Annotated in this window: 15 protein-coding genes; 9 read left to right on the forward strand and 6 right to left on the reverse strand. The window is 76.7% G+C overall.

The features are described 5' to 3' along the window. Nucleotides 1–1,653, reverse strand: a 1,653-nt coding sequence (locus ACRYR7_RS18120) for an FUSC family protein (RefSeq protein ID WP_432573511.1), incomplete at its 3' end; no start/stop codon positions are given. A 61-nt stretch (nt 1,654–1,714) separates the two neighbouring features. On the opposite strand from ACRYR7_RS18120, the gene ACRYR7_RS18125 reads away from it, so the two are divergent. Next, nucleotides 1,715–2,260, forward strand: coding sequence for a MarR family winged helix-turn-helix transcriptional regulator (locus tag ACRYR7_RS18125; RefSeq protein ID WP_432573512.1), 546 nt, complete (start codon nt 1,715–1,717; stop codon nt 2,258–2,260). Between the two features lie 52 nt (nt 2,261–2,312). On the opposite strand, the gene ACRYR7_RS18130 is transcribed toward ACRYR7_RS18125, so the two are convergent. The 5 genes from ACRYR7_RS18130 to ACRYR7_RS18150 form a co-directional block, all read right to left on the reverse strand. Continuing rightward, nucleotides 2,313–2,906 (reverse strand): RsiG family protein, encoded by a 594-nt coding sequence (locus ACRYR7_RS18130; RefSeq protein WP_432573513.1) that lies wholly within the window; start codon nt 2,904–2,906, stop codon nt 2,313–2,315. A gap of 93 nt (nt 2,907–2,999) precedes the next feature. Continuing rightward, entirely contained in the window at nt 3,000–4,124 is a 1,125-nt protein-coding gene (ygfZ, locus tag ACRYR7_RS18135; protein WP_432573514.1) for a CAF17-like 4Fe-4S cluster assembly/insertion protein YgfZ, read from the reverse strand. Then, complete coding sequence (locus tag ACRYR7_RS18140; RefSeq protein WP_432573525.1) at nt 4,121–4,621, reverse strand: Fur family transcriptional regulator; 501 nt, start codon at nt 4,619–4,621, stop codon at nt 4,121–4,123. The genes ygfZ and ACRYR7_RS18140 overlap by 4 nt, the downstream gene beginning before the upstream one ends. Beyond that, nucleotides 4,618–5,166, reverse strand: a complete 549-nt coding sequence (locus ACRYR7_RS18145; RefSeq protein WP_432573515.1) for a nitrobindin family protein — start codon at nt 5,164–5,166, stop codon at nt 4,618–4,620. The genes ACRYR7_RS18140 and ACRYR7_RS18145 overlap by 4 nt, the downstream gene beginning before the upstream one ends. Nucleotides 5,167–5,348: 182 nt before the next feature. Continuing rightward, a complete protein-coding gene (locus tag ACRYR7_RS18150) occupies nt 5,349–6,134 on the reverse strand; it encodes a hypothetical protein (RefSeq protein ID WP_432573516.1) in 786 nt (261 codons plus the stop codon). 132 nt (nt 6,135–6,266) lie between these two features. On the opposite strand from ACRYR7_RS18150, the gene ACRYR7_RS18155 reads away from it, so the two are divergent. The 8 genes from ACRYR7_RS18155 (at nt 6,267) to pstB (ending at nt 15,721) form a co-directional block, all read left to right on the forward strand. Continuing rightward, a complete protein-coding gene (locus tag ACRYR7_RS18155) occupies nt 6,267–7,109 on the forward strand; it encodes a winged helix-turn-helix transcriptional regulator (RefSeq protein WP_432573517.1) in 843 nt (280 codons plus the stop codon). Further along, complete coding sequence (gene mshD, locus ACRYR7_RS18160) at nt 7,106–8,080, forward strand: mycothiol synthase (RefSeq protein ID WP_432573518.1); 975 nt, start codon at nt 7,106–7,108, stop codon at nt 8,078–8,080. The genes ACRYR7_RS18155 and mshD overlap by 4 nt, the downstream gene beginning before the upstream one ends. Before the next feature lie 120 nt (nt 8,081–8,200). Then, nucleotides 8,201–10,369: an RNA degradosome polyphosphate kinase gene (locus ACRYR7_RS18165; protein WP_432573519.1), complete on the forward strand. Its 2,169-nt coding sequence runs from the start codon at nt 8,201–8,203 to the stop codon at nt 10,367–10,369. Between the two features lie 11 nt (nt 10,370–10,380). Continuing rightward, nucleotides 10,381–11,352 (forward strand): NUDIX hydrolase, encoded by a 972-nt coding sequence (locus tag ACRYR7_RS18170; RefSeq protein ID WP_432573520.1) that lies wholly within the window; start codon nt 10,381–10,383, stop codon nt 11,350–11,352. A gap of 241 nt (nt 11,353–11,593) precedes the next feature. After that, nucleotides 11,594–12,697, forward strand: coding sequence for a phosphate ABC transporter substrate-binding protein PstS (gene pstS, locus ACRYR7_RS18175; RefSeq protein WP_432573521.1), 1,104 nt, complete (start codon nt 11,594–11,596; stop codon nt 12,695–12,697). Between the two features lie 159 nt (nt 12,698–12,856). Then, the gene (gene pstC / locus ACRYR7_RS18180; protein ID WP_432573522.1) at nt 12,857–13,807 is read left to right on the forward strand and encodes a phosphate ABC transporter permease subunit PstC; all 951 of its coding nucleotides are present in this window, start codon (nt 12,857–12,859) and stop codon (nt 13,805–13,807) included. Then, entirely contained in the window at nt 13,804–14,895 is a 1,092-nt protein-coding gene (gene pstA / locus ACRYR7_RS18185) for a phosphate ABC transporter permease PstA (protein ID WP_432573523.1), read from the forward strand. Before pstC ends, pstA begins: the two co-directional genes overlap by 4 nt. Before the next feature lie 46 nt (nt 14,896–14,941). Beyond that, on the forward strand, nt 14,942–15,721 hold the full coding sequence (gene pstB, locus ACRYR7_RS18190) for a phosphate ABC transporter ATP-binding protein PstB (RefSeq protein WP_432573524.1): 780 nt from the start codon (nt 14,942–14,944) through the stop codon (nt 15,719–15,721). The last annotated feature ends 58 nt before the right edge of the window (nt 15,722–15,779 follow it).

A 15,779-nucleotide genomic window follows, 5' to 3' on the forward strand; every position in this document is an offset into this window, starting at 1 on the left:
CCCCCCCCCCCCCCCCCCCCCCCCCCCCCCCCCCCCCCCCCCCGCCCCCCCCCCCCCCCCCCCCCCCCCCCCCCCCCCCCCCCCCCCCCCGGCGCGCCGGCCCCAGGAGTCGTCGGCGAGGACGTCGTGGGCGTCGCGCAGGACGGCCAGGTCGCGGCGCAGGGCGGCGGGGTCCGCGCCGGCGGCCGAGCGCCCCACCGCGCCCAGGGCCCGCTCCAGGTGGGTGCCGGCGTGCCGGTTGCGCACTGCCACGGCGACCAGGACGCCGGCGGCGACGCCCAGCAGGGTGTCCAGGGAGCGGTCGCCGACCAGCCCGGCGAGGGTGGCGCCGCCGCCGCCGAGCCGGGTCAGCAGCAGCGACAGCACGGTGACGGGCACGGTGCCCAGGGCCGTGTTGCGGGGCATGAGCAGCTCCACCAGCAGCGTGCAGGCGACGGTGAGCGCCCACAGCGGCGCGTCGCCGCCGGCCAGCGGCACCAGCAGCGCGGCCAGCAGCAGGCCGGCGAGGGTGCCGGCGGCGCGCTGCACGGCGCGCCGGGCGGTGACGCCGGCGGAGGGCGACTGCAGGACCGCGGCGGCGGCCACCGCCGCCCAGTAGGTGTGCCCCAGCCCGGCCGCGGCGGCCAGCACGGCGCTGAGCGCGCAGGCCAGGCCCACGCGCAGGGCGGGGGCGTGCAGCACCGAGGCCGGGCGCAGCGCGGCACCGACGGCCCGCACCCGCGCCCGCGGGACGCTGCGGTGCCCGAGCACCTCGGCGCGGTCGCCGGCGCGCTCGGGCACCGGGGGCGGCGCGGCGCGCCCGCGCAGCAGGGGCAGCGCGGCGCGCGCGGCGTCGAGGTCGGCGGCGCGGGGCCCGCCGGCCGGGGCGCCGGCGGCGTGCAGGAGGCGCTCGGCGTGCGCGAGCCAGCGCGCGGGGCTGGCCGGGTCCGGGGCGGTGCGGGCCGCGCCGGGGGCCAGCACGCCCCAGGCGCGGTGCACGGCCAGGGCCGCCCGGCCGCGCTCGCCGGCGCTCGCGGCACCGGCGGGGGCGGCGGGGGCGGTGGTGGTGGTGGCGTCCAGGACGGCGGCGACCGCGCCGGCGACGGCGTCGCGCTCGGGCCCGTCGGGCCGCAGCAGGCCGGGGGCGGCGGAGACGGCGACGGCGAAGGCGGCCGAGGAGAGCGCGGCGAGGGCCGCGGCGGGCAGGTCGGCGGGGGCGAGCGGGACGTGCGCGAGGGTGCCCGCGGCGAAGACGGGCATCAGGCCGGCCGGCGGGCCGGTGCGCACGGCGTCGCTGACGAGCTTGGCCAGCAGCGCGACGGCGGCGACGACGAGGGCGGGGACGACCTCGGCGGCCCAGCCGTGCACGGGCAGGGCGCGCCCGGCGGCCCCGCCGAGCGCGCCGGCGAGCAGGGCGATGGTCATGGCCAGCCCGGCGGCGGCCTGGGTGCGCGCGCGCAGCGCGTAGGGCTCGGCGCGCCCGTACAGGCCGGCCATGGCGCCGAAGGCGGCGGGCGCGGCGAGGACGGTGGTGCCGGCGGCGAGCACGACGCCCAGCGGCACGGCGGTGGACAGCGCTGCGGCGCAGGCGGCCCACCACGGGTGCGGGCCGGGCGCCACCCGGCGCCACCCGCGCGCGGAGCGGGTCAGGTGGGCGAGGGCGGCGGTGGGCACGAGAACAGTTTAACGGGTGTTACACCCGTGAAGCACTTCGGCCGGCGGCTACCCTCGCCGGGTGCAGGACACCGCTGACCCCCGCGCCGCGGAGCGCCCCGCCGCCGGCGAGCCGCCCGCCGGGTCCCCGGGCGACGCGGTGGACCGCGCCCGCGCCGAGTGGGCCCGGGTCCACCCGGACCTGGACACCACCCCCATGGCGGTGGCCGGGCGGCTGCGCATGGTGGCCGCCGCGGTGGGCCGCGCCGCCGAGGAGGTCGTGCGCGAGCACGGCCTGACCCGCGCGGAGTTCGACGTGCTGTGCGCGCTGCGCCGGGCCCGCTCGCCGCTGACGCCCACCGGCGTCACCGCCGCCACGCTCGCCTCGGGGGCGGCGACCACCAAGCGGCTGGAGCACCTGACCGCGCGCGGGTACCTGCAGCGCACCCCGGACCCGCGCGACGGCCGGGTCAGCCGCCTGGCGCTGACCGGCGAGGGCACCGACCTGGTCGACCGCCTGCTGCCGGCGGTGCTGGACGCCGAGCGCCGCGCCACCGCCGCCCTCGGCGACGGCGCGCGCGCCGACCTGGACGCCCACCTGCGCGCGCTGCTGCGCGCCCTGGGCTGACGCCGGTGCGCCCGGTCCCCCGCGACGGGGGACCGGGCGCACCGGGCTGACGTCAGCGCGTGCCGGGCAGCGCGTCCTCCACGGAGGCGATCCCGTCGCGGTAGCGGCGGGTGATCTCGTCGGTGCAGGCGTCCATGACCTCCTGCACGCGGTGCCGGTCGCCGGACAGCTCCCGCTCCAGGCCCAGCAGGCGCTCGCGGGCGGCGGCGAGCTGCTCCTCGTCCATCGCCGTCAGGTCCGACAGGTGCGGGTCGGCGACGGCGGCCTCGGCGCGGCGCCGGTGCTCGCCGACGCGGCTGGGCTGCACGGTGGTGTGCCGGCCCATGCCGTGGTTGGTGCGGCGGGGGTCGGCCAGGACGTCGGTGAGCCGGGCGACCAGCTCGGCGTCGCTGCGGGCGGCGGAGACGTCCGTGCCGCCGTCGGCGCCGGAGCGCTGCTGCAGCTCCGCGCCCAGCAGGTCCAGGCGCCCCTGCAGCAGCCGGCGGGCGTAGGAGAGGTCGGCCTCCTCCTGCTCGGCCAGCGCGCGCCGCTCGCGCAGCTCGGTCAGATCGATGGTGCGCAGGTCGGCCGCGAAATCCGGCGCGAGGACCCTGTCGAGCGCTCGCCGCCCGCCCTGCTGGTACCCGCTGACGTGCTCCTCGTCCATGCCGGCCTCCGCTCCCCCGATCAGACTCATCGCTCTGGGCGATCAGCGCGCCACTGTGCGTGCGCGGTTTCGAGGATAGGCCCCCGCACCCCCTCAGGGGGCGACGACGACCTCCTGCGCGGCGGCGAGGCGGCGGTGCTGGTCGCCGGCGGCGGAGCCGGCCACCGCGAACAGCGGGGCGTCCACGGGCACCGAGCGCTTGACCACGGCCAGGGCGACCGGGCCGAGCTCGTGGTGGCGCGCGGCGGTGGTCACGCGCCCCACCGAGCGGCCCGGGCCCTCGGCGAGCACGACGTCGTCGCCGTGGGCGGGCAGGTCGTGCGAGGAGCCGTCCAGGTGCAGCAGCACCAGCCGCCGCGGCGGGCGGCCCAGGTTGTGCACCTTCGCGACGGTCTCCTGGCCGCGGTAGCAGCCCTTGTGCAGGTGCACGGCGGTGCGCAGCCAGTCCAGCTCGTGCGGGATGGAGCGCTCGTCGGTCTCCAGGCCCAGGCGCGGGCGCCAGGCCTCCACGCGCAGCGCCTCGCTGGCCCAGGTGCCGGCGGCGCGGCGCCCGGCGGTGCGCGCGCCCAGCTCCGCGCGCGGCACGAGCACCTCGCGCCAGGGGCGCTCGGCACCGGGGTGCAGCGGCGTGGGCACGGCCGCATAGCTGGCGGTGTCGGCGGTGCCGCCCTCGTTGGCCGGCACGGGGCCGGGCCAGGGGTCCACCCACACCGGGCCGGCGCCGTCGCCGGGCTCGCGGCTGGGCTCGCCGAGCACGGCCCACTCCCCCGTGAGGTCCTCGACCTCCACGCGCAGCGTGAAGCGCATCCGCAGCAGCCACGCCACGAGCGGCTCGCGCTCGCCGGGCTCGACCGTGATCCAGGTGGCCGTGCCGTCGTCGAGCAGGTGCAGGTCGTGCTCCACGCGCCCGGTGGGGCTGAGCACCAGGCTCTCGGTGCTGGTGCCGGCGGGCAGGGCAGCCAGCGCCTGGCTGGTGGTGCTGTTCAGCCAGCTCAGCCGGTCCGGGCCGGACACGCGCACGACGCCGCGGTGCGAGAGGTCCACGAACGCCTCGCCGCGCACGAGGGCGCGCTGCTCGGCCACGGGGTCGCCGTAGTGCCAGGCCACGCCGGCGTCGGGGCCCTCGGCGGCCACGGCGCCGGGCAGGTCCAGCAGGGGCGAGCGCCAGGCGGCGGCGCTGCCGGCGCCGGCGGGGCTCGCGGGGGTCTGGGTGCTCACGGTCGTCCCTCCCGGGGGTGGTGCTCGGGGTCGTCGCGGGGCCCGTCGCCGGGGCCGTCGCCGGGCTCGTCCCGGCGGCAGGCGGCGCAGCGCCCGCGCAGCGCCAGGTGGGCCACGTCGGCGCTGAAGCCGGTGCGCCGGCGCAGCTCGGCGGCCAGCTCGCCGGCCGCGTCCGCGGGGGCCTCGGCGACGGAGCCGCAGCCGTCGCACACCAGGTGCAGGTGGCCGCCGTGCTCGACGGGGTGGAAGGAGTCGGCGCGCCGGTCCAGGCCGGTGCGCGCCACGAGGCCGAGCTCCTCCAGCAGCGCCAGCGCCCGGTAGACGGTGGAGGCGTCGACGGCGGGCGTGCCGCCGGCGGCGCGCAGGTGGGCCAGGACCTCCTCGGGCGTGCCGTGCCCGAGGGCGCGCACGGCCTCCAGGACGCGCTGGCGCTGGGGCGTCAGCCGCAGCCCGCGCGCGTGCAGCGCCTCGCCGAGGGGGGTGGGCGCGCCCGTCAGGACACCCGCTTCAGCCGCGCCGAGGCGTAGCTGCGCATCGGGTGCCCGCCGAGGGAGACGTCCAGCGCCCACAGCAGGTCGCCCTCCACGAGGCCGTACATCCGCGTGGCCGCGGTGTACTCGTGGGCGGTGGTGGTGCGGGCCACCACGTCGGTGCTCAGGTCGATGCGCGCGCCGGTGACCCTGCCCGCGAGGACCTCCACCACGCCGGTGGGGTGGGCCAGCAGGACCTCCAGCTCCACGGGCCGCGGGCCGTCGGCGGGCGCGGGGGCCTGCAGGTCGACGGGCTGCGGGCGCCAGTACCCGGTCTCCACGTCGAGGGGGTCGGTGGTCGCGCCGTGCTCGTCGAGCGCCCACGTGGTGGAGGTGTAGCTCAGGAAGTCGCGGCCGTCGTGGGAGAACTCGACGACCTGCCCGAAGCGGGTGTCCTCACCGCGGGCGGGGTGCCCGAGCACGCCGGCGCCCTCCCAGCGGCCCAGCAGCCACGAGAGCGGGACGAGGGCGAGCGGGGTGTCGGTGCGCAGGGGGACGGGAGCGCCGGCCACGGCTCAGCGCTGTCCCTTGTAGAGGCGGTACACCACGAAGCCGGCGAACCACGCGATCACGATGCTGACCACGATCAGCAGGACGAGGAAGAAGACTTCGAGCGCGTGCACGCACCGAGCGTACCCGCGCGGGCGCCCGCGCGGCCCTCCGCGTGGGCGGCGTCACGCCGCGCGCGGGCGGCTCACAGCAGCACCAGGCGCCCCACCAGCCAGGCGCCCCCGCCGGCCAGGGCCAGCGGCACCGCGGCCACCGCGAACGCCGCCGGCAGCGTGCCGGCGGCGGGCAGGCGCGCGGAGTGCGCCCGCCAGGCCGCGGCGGCCAGCCCGGCGCCGGCGCCGGCCACCAGGCCGGCCAGGGTCCAGCGGGTCGGCGAGACGAACCCGGCGCCGCCCAGGGCCACCGTGGCGGCGCTGGCCAGCCACCCGGCCAGCGCGCCGGCGGCCAGCGCCGCGGGCCCGGCCGCGCGCAGCGGCCAGGACGTGGCGCACGCGGCGGCCGCGGCGGCGACGGCGGCGAGCACCACGGGGACCAGCGGCGGGCCGGCGTAGGTGGCGGGGACCGCGACCCAGCAGGCGGCCAGCACGGTCAGGGCCTGGCCGGTGACGGCGCCGGCGACGGACTCCACCAGCCGGGGCCGGCCGTCGCGGCGGGCGAGCTGGTGGACGAAGGCGCCCAGCAGCGCCAGGGCGGCCACCGCAGGCAGCACGCCGAGCGCGCCGGTGCCCGGGGAGCCGCCGGCGGAGCGCACCGCCGCGGCGGCCGCGACCGCCGCGGCCAGGCCGGCGAGGGCGACCACGGCGGTGGTGCCGCGCGGGGAGGGCAGGCCCAGCAGCGCCGGCCAGCCGACGGCCAGCAGGGCGCAGAGCAGGGCCACGGCCAGGGCGAGCACGATCGGACCGGCGAAGGCGGCGACCGCGACGAGGGCGGCGAGGGCCAGGGTGGTCGTCGCCGTCGCGGGGGTGGTCACGGCGCGATCCTCCCGCACCCGCCGCGCGGCGCCCGCCCGGTCCGCACCGGAGAGGGTTGGTGGCCCGTTAAACTGCCGCCCAGCGGGGCCCCTCGGGCGTCCCCGACGGGCGGACGGAGGGCGAGACACCGGGTGGCCCAGATCCTCGTGCTGACCAACGCGCTCACCCCGTCCACGGAGGTGCTGCCGGCGCTGGGGCTGCTGCCGCACAGCGTGCGCGTCCTGCCCGCCGAGGCCTCGGTCCTGGTGGACGAGCCCACCTGCGACGCCGTGCTGGTGGACGGCCGCCGGGAGCTGGCCGCGGCCCGCTCGCTGTGCCGGCTGCTGCGCACCACGGGCCTGTCGCAGCCGCTGCTGCTGGTGCTCACCGAGGGCGGCATGGCCGCGGTGGCCGCCGACTGGGGCGCGGACGACGTGCTGCTGGACACCTGCGGGCCCGCGGAGCTGGACGCGCGGCTGCGGCTGGCGGCCGGGCGCAACCGGCGCGCGGCCGAGGACGCCCCCGGCGCCGACGCCGGGGAGATCCGCGCGGGCGACGTGGTCATCGACGAGGCCGCCTACTCGGCGCGGGTGCGCGGGCGCCAGCTGGACCTGACGTACAAGGAGTTCGAGCTCCTCAAGCACCTGGCGCAGCACCCCGGGCGCGTCTTCACCCGCGCCCAGCTCCTGCAGGAGGTGTGGGGCTACGACTACTTCGGCGGCACCCGCACCGTCGACGTCCACGTGCGGCGGCTGCGCGCGAAGCTGGGCGCCGAGCACGAGGGGGCCATCGGCACGGTGCGCAACGTCGGCTACCGCTTCGTCTCCCACGGCCGCGACGGCGAGGGCGAGCTGGAGGCCGAGGCGCTGGCGGAGGACGCCGCGCCGGGCTTCGCGGACCTGCGCGACGCCGGCCAGGACGGCCCGGGCGGCGCGAACGGCTCGGCCCCGGCCGGCGGGCCGCGCCCGCTGCGCGCGGCCCCGCGCCGCCCGTGAGCACCGGGGACCGAGCGGACTCCGCCGGGGACGCCGCGGAGGACGCTGCCGTGGAGGTGGTGGGCGGGGTGCTGGCGGAGCCGCTGCGCGCGCAGGTGCAGGAGCTGGCCGCCGCGGCCTCCGCGCACGACGGCGCCGACGCCCTGAGCGAGGACGCGCTGCTGCGGCTGCGCACCGGCGCGGACGGGGTGCGCCACCTGCTGCGCCGCGCCGGCGGCGAGCTGGCCGGCTACGCCCAGCTGGCCGGGAGCGGGCGGGAGCTGGCGGGCGAGCTGCTGGTGCACCCGCGGCTGCGCGGGCGCGGGCACGGGCGGGCGCTGCTGCGCGCGGTGGGCGGCGCGGCCGCCGGGCGGCGCGTGCTGCTGTGGGCGCACGGCGACGTGCCGGCCGCGGCGGCGCTGGCCGCGGGCGCCGGCTGGGTGCGCACCCGCGAGCTGCTGCGGATGCACCGGCCCTCGGCGGGCCTGGCGGAGCTGGCCGAGCCGGCGCTGCCGGCGGGCGTGCGGGTGCGCGCGTTCGTCCCCGGCGCCGACGAGGAGGCGTGGGTGGCCCTGAACGCGGCGGCGTTCGCGCAGCACCCGGAGCAGGGCCGCTGGGGCGTGCCGGACCTGCTGCTGCGCGAGGCGGAGCCGTGGTTCGACCCCTCGGTGCTGCTGCTGGCGCAGGAGGGCGGGCAGCTGCTGGGGTTCTGCTGGATGAAGGTGCAGCCGCACGCCGCGGAGCTGTACGTGCTGGGGGTGCACCCCTCGGCCGCCGGGCGCGGGCTGGGCCGGGCGCTGCTGGTGCGCGGGCTGCGGGCGGTGGCCGGGCCCGGCGCGCCGGGAGCGGTCGAGCTGTACGTGGACGGCGACAACGCGCCGGCGGTGCGGCTGTACTCCTCGCTGGGGTTCACCCGCGCGGCGGTGGACGTGCAGTACGCCAGCACCCCGGCCGCCCCGCCCGCCGCCGCGGCGGTCCCGCCGGCCGGCTGACGGCCCCGGCCCGCCCGCGCGCACCGCTGCGTTCACCCCCGCGTCGACGCGGCGTCGACGGGCCGTCACGAGCGCCCTCGCCGGGCCGGTGGTGCGGGCTCCGGTGGCAGGATGGGTGCCATGACGGCGACGACCCGGGCCGGTTCTGCCGCCCCCCTGCCCGCGATCCCCCGCTCCGACGAACCCGTGGAGCTGCCGCAGGACCGCTTCGCCGACCGCGAGCTGTCCTGGCTGGCGTTCAACGAGCGCGTGCTGGAGATGGCGGAGGACCCGGGCACCCACCTGCTGGAGCGGGTGCGGTTCCTGTCGATCTTCGCCAACAACCTCGACGAGTTCTTCATGGTGCGCGTGGCCGGGCTCAAGCGCCGCATCGCCACCGGCCTGGCCGTCACCGCCGCCAGCGGGCTGGAGCCGCGCGAGGTGCTGGACGCCATCGCCGCGCGCGCGCACGAGCTGACCGAGCGGCACGCGAACGCGTTCCTGGAGGGCGTGCGCCCGGCGCTGGCCGAGGCCGGCATCACGGTGGTGCACTGGGACGACCTGTCCACCAACGAGCAGGTGCGCCTGCACGGCTTCTTCCGCGACCAGGTGTTCCCGGTGCTCACGCCGCTGGCGGTGGACCCCGCGCACCCGTTCCCGTACATCTCCGGGCTGTCGCTGAACCTGGCGGTGGTGGTGCGCAACCCCACCACCGACAAGGAGCACTTCGCGCGGGTGAAGGTCCCGCCGCTGCTGCCGCGGTTCGTCGCGGTGGCCTCCGGGGAGGACGCCGAGGCGCGCACGGCGCGGTTCGTGCCGCTGGAGGACGTCATCTCGGTGCACCTGGACCAGCTGTTCCCGGGCATGGAGGTCGTGCAGCACCACACCTTCCGCGTCACCCGCAACGAGGACCTCGAGGTCGAGGAGGACGACGCGGAGAACCTCCTGCAGGCGCTGGAGAAGGAGCTGCTGCGCCGCCGCTTCGGCCCGCCGGTGCGCCTGGAGGTGGCCTCGGACATCGACCCGACGGTGCGCGACCTGCTGGTGCGCGAGCTGGGGGTGTCCGAGCAGGAGGTGTACGAGCTGCCCGAGCCGCTGGACCTGCGCGGCCTGGGCGACATCGCCGACATCGACCGCCCGGAGCTGAAGTACCCCAAGTTCGTCGCGCGCACCCACCGCGACCTCACCGACGGCGCGGAGACCGCCAAGCCCTCGGACGTGTTCGGCGCGATCCGCAACCGCGACGTGCTGCTGCACCACCCGTACGACTCGTTCTCCACGAGCGTGCAGGCGTTCCTGGAGCAGGCGGCGGCGGACCCGCGCGTGCTGGCCATCAAGCAGACCCTGTACCGCACCTCGGGCGACTCCCCCATCGTCGACGCGCTCATCGACGCCGCCGAGGCCGGCAAGCAGGTGCTGGCGCTGGTGGAGATCAAGGCGCGCTTCGACGAGCAGGCGAACATCACCTGGGCGCGCAAGCTGGAGCAGGCGGGCGTGCACGTGGTGTACGGCCTGGTGGGCCTGAAGACGCACGCGAAGCTGAGCCTGGTGGTGCGCCAGGAGGCCGGCGGGCTGCGCCGGTACTGCCACGTGGGCACGGGCAACTACAACCCCAAGACCGCGCGGCTGTACGAGGACCTGGGCCTGCTGACCGACGACCCGCAGGTGGGCGAGGACCTGACCCGGCTATTCAACCAGCTCTCGGGGTACGCGCCCAAGACCGCGTACAAGCGCCTGCTGGTGGCGCCGCGCTCGCTGCGCACCGGGCTGGTGGACCGCGTGGACCGCGAGATCGACAACCACCGCCAGGGCCTGCCCTCGGGCGTGCGCATCAAGGTGAACTCCATCGTCGACGAGGCCGTGATCGACGCGCTGTACCGCGCCTCGCAGGCGGGCGTGCCGGTGGACGTGGTGGTGCGCGGGATCTGCGCCCTGAAGCCGGGCGTGCCGGGGCTGAGCGAGAACATCCGGGTGCGCAGCATCCTGGGCCGCTTCCTGGAGCACAGCCGCATCTTCTGGTTCGCCTCCGGCGGCGACCCGGTGGTCATGATCGGCAGCGCGGACATGATGCACCGCAACCTGGACCGCCGGGTGGAGGCCGTGGTGCGCCTGAGCGACCCGCGGCACGTGCGCGAGGTCTCGCAGCTGCTGGACCAGTGCATGAGCGACGCCACCAGCTCCTGGCACCTGGACGCGCAGGGCGGGTGGACCCGGCACCACGTGGACGCCGAGGGGCGCCCGCTGATGGACATGCAGGAGCACATCATCGCGACCCGCCCCGGCAGGCGGCCGTCCCCGCGCCGCCGGTGACGGCGACCGGGGTGAAGGACCGCGCGGGGGTGCGCGAGGACGGGGCCGGCGCCGACGTCGAGGCGGCGGGGTGCGTCGTGGTGCGCCGCGGCCGCGGCGGTGAGCCGCAGGTGCTGCTGGTGCACCGCCCGGCCACCCCGCGGCACGACCGTGACTGGTCCTGGCCCAAGGGCAAGCTCGACGCGGGCGAGACGCACCCGGAGGCGGCGGTGCGCGAGACGCTGGAGGAGGCCGGCTGCCGGGTGCGCCTGGCCCGGCCGCTGCCGGAGCTGCGCTACCGGGTCGACGGCGGGCGCGACAAGCGGGTGAAGTACTGGCTGGCGTTCACCGCGCCGGGCGAGAGCGCCTCCACGCCCTCGCCCGAGGAGGTGGACGAGGTCCGCTGGTGCGGCGTGAAGGAGGCGCGCCAGCTGCTGACGTACCCGCACGACCGGCGGGTGCTGGACGACGCGCTGGCCGCGGCGCGGGTGCGCACCTGGCCGCTGGTGGTGCTGCGGCACGCGCGGGCGGTGGCGCGCGAGCGCTTCGAGGGCGCGGACGACGCCGAGCGCCCGCTGCTGGACCGCGGGCACGCGCAGGCGCACGCGCTGTCGCCGCTGCTGGGCTGCTTCGACGTGCGCGCGGTGGTCACCTCGCCGTCGGCGCGCTGCGTGCAGACGGTGCTGCCGGCGGCGGACGCGGGCTCGTGGCCGGTGCGCGAGGAGGCGGTGCTCAGCGAGGGCGGCCACGCGGCGGACCCGGCCGGGGCGGCGGGCGTGCTGGACGGCCTGCTGGCGGCCGGGCGCGGGGCGGTGGTGTGCTCGCACCGGCCGGTGCTGCCGGAGCTGCAGGAGCACCTGGCGGCGCGCGCCGGCGACGGCGAGCGAGCGGCGCTGCGGCGCAAGCTGGGCAAGGGCGAGTTCCTGGTGGCGCACGTCAGCGGCCGCGGCGCCGAGGCGCGGGTCGTGGCGGTGGAGCGGCACGAACCTGTCACGGGCGGGTGACGGCGGGACAACGGGGCCCCACGGGAGGTACGGTTTTCGTCACGGAGAGTCGAGCCGTTGGGCCGTTCACCTGAGCGTCGTCGCTCGGTCGTAGAGCCGACGTGCACTCTCTGCTGCCCGTTAACCCGCCGTTAACGTTCGACCGGGTATCGCGTCACCTCCGGTGCTTAACGTCGTTGCACGTCAGGCCCCGGCCGGCGCTGCTCCGCGCCCGCCCGTCGAGCGAAAGCGAGCCTCATCCGTGAACCGCAGTTCCCTCCGCCGTGCAGCCCTCCCCGCGGCCCTGCTCATCAGCCTGGGCCTGGGGGCGTGCAGCGGTCAGAACGAGCCGAGCACGTCCGCCCCCAGCGGGGACTCCTCCACGTCCTCCCTGAGCGGCGAGCTCGCGGGCGCGGGCGCCAGCACCCAGACCGCCGCGCAGCAGGCGTGGGCGGCCGGCTTCAACGCCGCGAACCCGGACGTCACGGTGAACTACGACCCGGCCGGCTCCAGCGCCGGGCGCGAGCAGTTCATCAACGGCGCCACCGCCTTCGGCGGCTCCGACGCGGTGCTGGACGAGGAGGAGCTGACCCAGGCGCAGGAGCGCTGCGCCGGCGGCAACGCGATGGACCTGCCGGTCTACGTCTCCCCCATCGCCGTCACGTACAACCTCGAGGGCGTCGAGGACCTGAAGATGTCCGCGACCACCATCGCGAACGTCTTCAACGGCACCATCACCACCTGGAACGACCCGGCCATCGCCGCCGAGAACCCCGGCGTGACGCTGCCCTCCAGCGCCATCACCCCGGTGCACCGCTCGGACGGCTCGGGCACCACCGAGAACTTCACCGCCTACCTGCACGACGTCGTCCCCACCGTGTGGACCGCCGAGGCCGACAGCGACTGGCCGCTGCAGGGCGGCGAGGCGGCGCAGGGCACCTCCGGCGTCATCCAGGCCGTCACCGGCACCCAGGGCTCCATCGGCTACGCCGACCTCAGCCAGGTCGGCGACCTGAGCACCGTCTCCGTGCAGGTCGGCACCGAGTGGGTCGCCCCCACCGCCGAGGGCGCCGCCGCCGCCGTGGACGCCTCCCCCGAGGCCGAGGGCCGCCCCGAGGGCGACATCGCCATCGAGCTGGACCACACCACCACCGCCGCCGGCGCGTACCCGCTGGCGCTGGTCTCCTACGCCCTGGTGTGCTCCTCCTACGAGGACGCCGCCCAGGGCGAGCTCGTGAAGGCCTACATGGAGTACGTCGTCAGCGAGGAGGGCCAGCAGGCCGCCGCCCAGGCCGCCGGCTCGGCGCCCATCTCCGAGGAGCTGCGCGGCCAGATCAGCGAGTCGCTGAACCGCATCGGCGCCTGACGCCACCGCCGCGCGGCAGCCGCCGCGCAGCACGCACCACCCGGGGTGGGCGGCCCACCGGGCCGCCCACCCCCTCGCACGACCGGCACCACCCCGAGCACGACCAGCCGCCGCCGGCCCCGCTTGCGGCGGGCGGCCCCCACGAGACGGAGGACCAGGGTGAGCACACCCACCAGAGCGCCGGAGCGAGGCCCCGGAGGGGGTGGGATCGCCACCGGCACCAAGAGGCGCGGGGACGCCCTGTTCCGCGGCACCGCGACCGGTGCCGGCGTCCTGATCCTGCTCGTCCTCGCCGCCGTGGCGGCCTTCCTGGTCTACGAGGCGCTGCCCGCCCTCACCACCGACGAGGAGATCGACGGCGGCAGCCTGACCGCCTACGTGGGCCCGCTGCTGTTCGGCACCGTCCTGGCCGCCGTCATCGCCCTGCTCGTGGCCACCCCGATCTCGGTGGGCATCGGCCTGTTCATCTCGCACTTCGCCCCGCGCCGCGCCGCGCAGGGCCTGGGCTACCTGGTGGACCTGCTGGCCGCGGTGCCCAGCATCGTCTACGGCATCTGGGGCATCGTCGTGCTCTCGCAGGCGATGATCCCCATCTACGCGTGGCTGGCGGACAACCTCGGGTTCATCCCCCTCTTCGCCGGGCCCGCCTCGGCCTCCGGGCGCACGATCCTCACCGCCGGCCTGGTGCTGGCCGTGATGATCCTGCCGATCATCACCGCGCTGGCCCGGGACATCTTCCTGCAGACCCCGCGCCTGCACGAGGAGGCCGCCCTGGCCCTGGGCGCCACCCGCTGGGAGATGATCAGGTACTCGGTCATCCCCTACGGCCGCTCCGGCGTCGTCAGCGCCGCCATGCTGGGCCTGGGGCGCGCCCTGGGCGAGACGATGGCGGTCGCGCTGGTGCTGTCGGTCTCGAACGTCGTGACCTTCAACCTCATCAGCAACACCAACCCCTCGACCATCGCGGCGAACATCGCGCTGAACTTCCCCGAGGCCACCGGCATCGACACCAACGTCCTCATCGCCAGCGGCCTGGCGCTCTTCGTCATCACCTTCCTGGTGAACTTCGCCGCCCGCTGGATCGTCTCGCGCTCGGGAGCGAAGGCATGACCACCACCACCGGCAAGAGCCCCCAGCCCTCGCGCGACGCGCTGCAGGCCATCGACCAGCCGCTGAGCAAGGCCGCGCTGCCCCGCTGGGCGCCGTGGGCCGTGCTCGCCGGCTCGATCGCGATCGCCCTGGCGGTCCTGCTGCCCGGCGGCACCTCCGCCGGCGCGGTCGCCGTCCTGGCCGCGCTGGTGCACCTGGTGCTGACCGCGGTGGTCTCCGGGGTCAAGGAGGGCAGCCGCAAGGCCAAGGACCGCCTGGTCACCGCGCTGGTCACCATCGCCTTCCTCATCGCCATGGTCCCGCTGGTCTCGGTCGTGTGGACCGTCGTCAGCCGCGGCGCCGCGCGCTTCGACGCGCAGTTCTTCACCTGGTCGATGCAGGGCGTCATCGGCGAGGGCGGCGGCGGCCTGCACGCCATCTGGGGCACCGTCGTGGTCACCCTGCTCGCCGCGGTGATCTCCGTGCCGATCGGGCTGCTGACGGCCGTCTACCTCGTGGAGTACGGCGCGAAGTCCGCCCTGGCGCGCGCCATCACCTTCCTCGTCGACGTCATGACGGGCATCCCCTCCATCGTCGCCGGCCTGTTCGTCGTGGCGCTGTTCGCGCTGGTGGTCGGCCCGCAGATGCGCATCGGCCTCATGGGCGCCATCGCCCTGTCGGTCCTGATGATCCCCACGGTGGTCCGCTCCACCGAGGAGATGCTCAAGCTGGTCCCCAACGACCTGCGCGAGGCGGCCTACGCCCTGGGCGTGCCCAAGTGGCGCACCATCGTCAAGGTGGTGCTGCGCACCAGCGTCTCGGGCATCGCGACCGGCGTGACCCTGGCGATCGCCCGCGTGGCCGGCGAGACCGCCCCGCTGCTGCTGACGCTGGGCCTGACCGTGGGCACGAACTTCAACCCCTTCGAGGGGCGCATGGCGACGCTGCCGGTCTTCGCGTACTACCAGTACACCCAGCCGGGCGTGCCGGCCCAGGCCGGCGTGGACCGCGCCTGGACAGCGGCGCTGGTCCTCATCATTCTGGTGATGGCCCTGAACCTCTTCGCCCGCCTGATCTCCCGCTTCTTCGCCCCCAAGGGCAGTCGCTGAGCGGCAACCGCCGACGCACCCAGACCAGATCGACCAAGGAGCCGACGTGGCCAAGCTCATCGACGTGAGCGACCTGAACATCTACTACGGCGACTTCCTCGCCGTGGAGAACGTCACCATGACCATCGAGCCGCGGGCGGTGACGGCCCTCATCGGGCCCTCCGGCTGCGGCAAGTCCACCTTCCTGCGCTCGCTGAACCGCATGCACGAGGTCATCCCCGGCGCGCGCGTGGAGGGCAAGGTCGTCATGGACGGCCAGGACCTCTACGACAAGGACGTGGACCCGGTCTCGGTGCGCCAGCACATCGGCATGGTCTTCCAGCGCCCGAACCCGTTCCCGACGATGTCGATCTACGAGAACGTCGCCGCCGGCGTCCGGCTGAACGCCAAGCGCATGAAGAAGAGCGACATGGACGACCTCGTGGAGTCCTCGCTGCGCGGCGCCAACCTGTGGAACGAGGTCAAGGACCGCCTGTCCAAGCCCGGCATGGGCCTGTCGGGCGGGCAGCAGCAGCGCCTGTGCATCGCCCGGGCCATCGCGATCCGCCCCTCGGTGCTGCTCATGGACGAGCCCTGCTCGGCCCTGGACCCGATCTCCACCCTGGCGGTGGAGGACCTCATCGGTGAGCTGAAGAACGAGTACACGATCGTGATCGTGACCCACAACATGCAGCAGGCCGCCCGCGTGTCCGACCAGACGGGCTTCTTCAACCTGGCCGGCGTGGGCAAGCCGGGCAAGCTCGTCGAGATCGACAGCACCTCGACGATCTTCTCCAACCCCTCGCAGAAGGCCACCGAGGACTACATCTCGGGCCGCTTCGGCTGACCGGCGCACCTCCCCCGCACGCACGAGCGCCCGGCACTCCCCTCCAGGGGTGCCGGGC

The sequence above is a fragment of the Kineococcus gurbantunggutensis genome (assembly GCF_050871925.1).
Classification (GTDB): domain Bacteria; phylum Actinomycetota; class Actinomycetes; order Actinomycetales; family Kineococcaceae; genus Kineococcus.

Excerpts from the sequence above, each read along its gene's own strand:
- ACRYR7_RS18130 (WP_432573513.1), bottom strand. The coding sequence starts at position 2,906 with ATGGACGAGGAGCACGTCAGCGGGTACCAGCAGGGCGGGCGGCGAGCG.
- ACRYR7_RS18165 (WP_432573519.1), top strand. The coding sequence starts at position 8,201 with ATGACGGCGACGACCCGGGCCGGTTCTGCCGCCCCCCTGCCCGCGATC.
- pstA (WP_432573523.1), top strand. The coding sequence starts at position 13,804 with ATGACCACCACCACCGGCAAGAGCCCCCAGCCCTCGCGCGACGCGCTG.